Source organism: Streptomyces sp. NPDC032721, from assembly GCF_055579625.1.
Window position 1 is genome coordinate 1 of record NZ_JBVIMX010000058.1, and the last position, 3,901, is coordinate 3,901.

Sequence of the window (3,901 nt, forward strand, 5' to 3'; positions counted from 1 at the left end):
GGCTTCTCTGAACTAACTTGATAATTGCTCAGTTGAGCGAATGGAATGGTGTTTCGTCTTGGGCGAGACGCCTTTTTTGTTGCCTTGATTTCCCTCAACTCTCGGTGTTCTGGGGGCCTTCGGTGGTGGAGGTGCGTCCGACGAGGCGGCTGAGGTCGGGCATGCCGAGGTGGACGCTTGTGCTGCTTTCGAGCTGGGCGAGTTTGGTCTCAGCTCCGGCCAGGCTGACCTGGAGGCCAGCAACTTCGCCGCGCCAGCCTTCGCGTTCGGCCTCTTCGATGCGGGCGATGAGGTTGTCGCGGATTTCCACGAGGCGAGGTTGCTGTGCTGGGTCGGGTCGGAGCATGGAACAGCGGACGCAGGCATGTTCGTGGATGCAGGCAGTGCCGTAGGCGCGTCCGCAGGTCCCGAGGGAGACCTTGCGGAGTTCAAAGTGACCGAGGAACTCCTCCCATTCCTCGTTGGTGGGGATGCGGTATTCCTCGCTGGGACGGGCGGTCCGGCGACGGGCGATGAAGGCCCGGTGCTGTTCGATTGCTTCCTGCGGGTAGATCGCCTTGTAGCCCATGGTGGTGTTGATGTCGCGGTGTCCGCAGATGATCTGGGCGATGTGCGGCGGCAGACCATTCATGATCACGTCAGTGACGAACATCCGCCTGAAGTCGTGTGGGGCGAGTCGCAGCGGACCGCCGTCGGGGCCGGTCAGGCCTTCGCCGTGCAGAATGTCGATGAGGAACTTGCGAACCATGTGTCCGGCGACGGGTCGGTCTTCCGTGCCGTACTTGAATTGGAACAGCAGGGGAAGAGGAGGGTTCCATACGCGTTCGTGGTTGTCGTAGGCGCTGACGAGTGGGATTGCGCCGTTCGCGCTGCGGACGCGGGTGACGACTGCGCTGAGCACGTCGGCGAGTTCGGGGCTGATCAGCAGGAGCCGTTCGGTGTCCATCTTCGACGGTGCGATCTGCAGTAGCGGCACCAGCTCGCCGGTCGAGGGGAGTCGATACTGCACGAAGCTGTGGTGGTTCAGCTCCTGCAACTCCTCGATCCGGATGCCGGTATGCCGCAGGACCTCGATCGTTGCCCAGGTCCAGAAGGTGGCGTGCTCAGCGTGGGTGAGGTTAAGGACTTCGCCGGTGTGGGTGTTGCTGACGCGGATGGTGCTGGCGTCCTTGCGGATGGTCGTGGGCCGCAGGTAGGTGACGTCGTCCAGGACGAAGGCGGAGCCGGGCTCGACTTGTTGGGCAGTGGCCAGGAGCCGGGCTGCGAAGATGCGGCGCCGTTCGGCGATGGCGACCACGGCCGGCAGAAGGGGAAGCTGGTGCCGGGTGCGCTGGTGCATGCGGGCCCGGGACCGCTCGATCTGCTTGCGCTGGCTCACCTCGTGCGCGCGGATAGGGCAGGGGGTGACGTGCGCTGCCCACCTGGCCGGCTCCTCGGCAGCCCACTGGGCGATGTCGAGGTAGAAGGCCCGCACCAGGGTCAGGCAGTGGTTGACGTTGTGGCGAGGCTCGTTGACCTCGGTGGGCGTGCCGTCGTCGGCCCGAACGACCCGCTTCTTGATCGTGATGCGTTGTTTCCAGGCCGAGGCGACGTCCGGTGGCAGGTCCAGGGAGGCGATGCCGGGGTGGTGATCTTCAAGGTTGCGCCAGAACAGCAGGCCGAGCACATAGGACAACGTCTTGAGGGTTGTGTAGTCGAGGGCGGCTTGGCGTTCCTTGAGGTATTCCACCAGGAGATCGCGGACTGGGCGGCATTCGATGCCGTAGCGGTCGATTAGCTGGTCGCAGGTCTGCTGGCCCTGAGCGGAGCGAAAGGCGCGAGAAGTCAGGGGTGCATCTATTGGGAACGAGCCGTATCCCAGAAGGAGTTGGTAGAAGAGAAACTTGCCTTGGCCGCGGCGGGAGTGGGCGACGTCTTGGGTATCCAGGAGCTCGGTGCAGTCGCCCACCGTGATGTCGGCGATCCCGCCACCCTTGACCGCCAGAATGGTCGCGATGCGTTTGAGCGCGACACCGGCGGCGAAGTTCCGTGGCTGTGGTGTCATGTCGGCGAGCTGTGCTCGCAGACGGGTGAAGCCGTCCGGGTCGCGTTGTTCCATGACGGGGACGAGTCCGTGGATGGGGCGGCTGAGCATCCAGCGCATGCTGGGGCGGAAGGTGTCGATACTCAGGAGGCGGCGCAGGCCAGTGCCCAGGTCCTTGAAGCCGTAGTCCTTGTCCCAGCCACGGGCCTGCAACCACGGCTCGGCCAGCGCCTTCCAGTCGTCGCCGACGAGGTGATCCTCGACCCCGCTGGCCAGCCACTTTTCCTGCCAGGACAGTCCGGGCTGGGTGCCCAGCCAGCCGAGCACCGCCGTAACTCCGCGGCGGACGCTGGGAAGGGTCTTCGGCCGTAGGCCTGCAGTCAGTTCTTCGACGAGTTCGTCGACGGACCGTTCGGAGGCGGGCCAGATAGTGGGATTGATCCGAGCGGGGAATCGAGCGCGCAATGCGGCCTGGCTGTGAGCCCCGATGCCGGGCTCCTCGCGCTGTTCTGGCAGGCTCAGTCCTGTGCGGCGGGCGACGGTCCCGCGGGGGCCGGTCTTGGTCACGGGGCCACCTGGCCGAAGAGGATGTCCAGGCTCTCGGAGCGGTAGCCCGGTGCCGGCGGCGGTGCTTGCCGGACGGCGGCGTTGGCCTCCTGCCGAGCATGGTGAGCCAGCACGTTCTCGATGACCTCGTCGCCCGTGGGCGTCGTATATAGCTGAGTGGTCGTCAAACTTGCATGCCCCATGACCCACTGGACGTCGACGAGGGGGATCTTGGGGTCCCGCGACATCCGGTAGGCCGCGGTGTGCCGCAAGTCATGCAAGGTCCAGTTGGAGCCCAGGCTCGCATTCACGCGCTCGAACATGCGGTGGGCCGCATCGTAGGTCAGTGGCCGCAGAGGTTTGCGAAGAGTCCACCACAGCGGCCGAGAGCGCGTTTTGGGCACCATGCCCTGCAGTTCGGACTGGTAGAGGCGCAGCCAGACGAACGCGTCCGGCGAGGCGGGCAGCGGCTGCACTGCCCCGGTGCCTTTGCGGACCACGCTGATCAGCTGCTGGCCGGGGTCGGCATCGCAGAACCGGGCACCCAGCAGCTCGGAGGCGCGGGCACCGGTGGAGACATAGAACGCCACCAGAGCGCGGTCCCGGTTCGAGCGGAGCGCGGCAAAGATCTCGTTGAACCGCTCGTCCGGGATCATCCGTGGGATCCGCTTAGGAACCTTGGGCCGGTAACGGCCCTGACGCTCATTGCGGAAGGGATCCATCGGGTTGTGGTGTGCATTCGCCCTGGCCATCGTGCGAGCTCTGACCAGCGGAAATGGGTTGACCAGCGGTCCGGTCCCCATGTCCTGGTGAAACTCGTAGAACTTCCGCAGCACCGTCTCGGTGTGTGCCCGTGTTGACGCCTGGTACTTCTGGCCTGGCTTCGGCTTGCCGGTTACCGCGTTCACCGCGTCACGCGTCCGCTTCGGCGAACGGCTGACGCGTGCCTTGTCCGTGTGCTGCAGCCAGCGCATGAAGTCCCGGGCCTCCACCCGGGTGGCCCGGGCCCAGCCGACCTCCACCGCCGACAGGAAGCGCCACCATCGAAGCAAGCCGTTGCCGTACGTGTACACAGTCGATGCGGACCGGTCGCAGCCCAACAGGTCCCGGAAGTACTCCGCGACCGGTTCGATGGTCGCCCCCGACGCGTCCACCAGCCGGTACGGCTCCCACACGTCTCCCGTCTTCACCAGCTTGCCGACCTGGGGGACGACCAAGGCCGACAGATCACGTACGGGTGCCTCTGACTCGTTCACGGACCGACTAACGCGCGGATCTCCGAAACGTCACCTGACCTGCGAGAAGAACGGAACTAGTTCAGTTAACGTGGCG

2 protein-coding genes are annotated in these 3,901 nt (G+C 65.4%); both read right to left on the reverse strand.

Features of this window, described 5'->3' with window-relative positions:
- Positions 1 to 94: 94 nt before the first annotated feature.
- Positions 95 to 2,590 carry a tyrosine-type recombinase/integrase gene (locus ACZ5PB_RS43380; protein WP_468699254.1) on the reverse strand — a complete coding sequence of 832 codons (2,496 nt, stop codon included), beginning with the start codon at positions 2,588 to 2,590 and terminating at the stop codon, positions 95 to 97.
- The gene (locus ACZ5PB_RS43385) at positions 2,587 to 3,825 is read right to left on the reverse strand and encodes a tyrosine-type recombinase/integrase (RefSeq protein WP_468699255.1); all 1,239 of its coding nucleotides are present in this window, start codon (positions 3,823 to 3,825) and stop codon (positions 2,587 to 2,589) included. The genes ACZ5PB_RS43380 and ACZ5PB_RS43385 overlap by 4 nt, the downstream gene beginning before the upstream one ends.
- Positions 3,826 to 3,901: the final 76 nt, after the last annotated feature.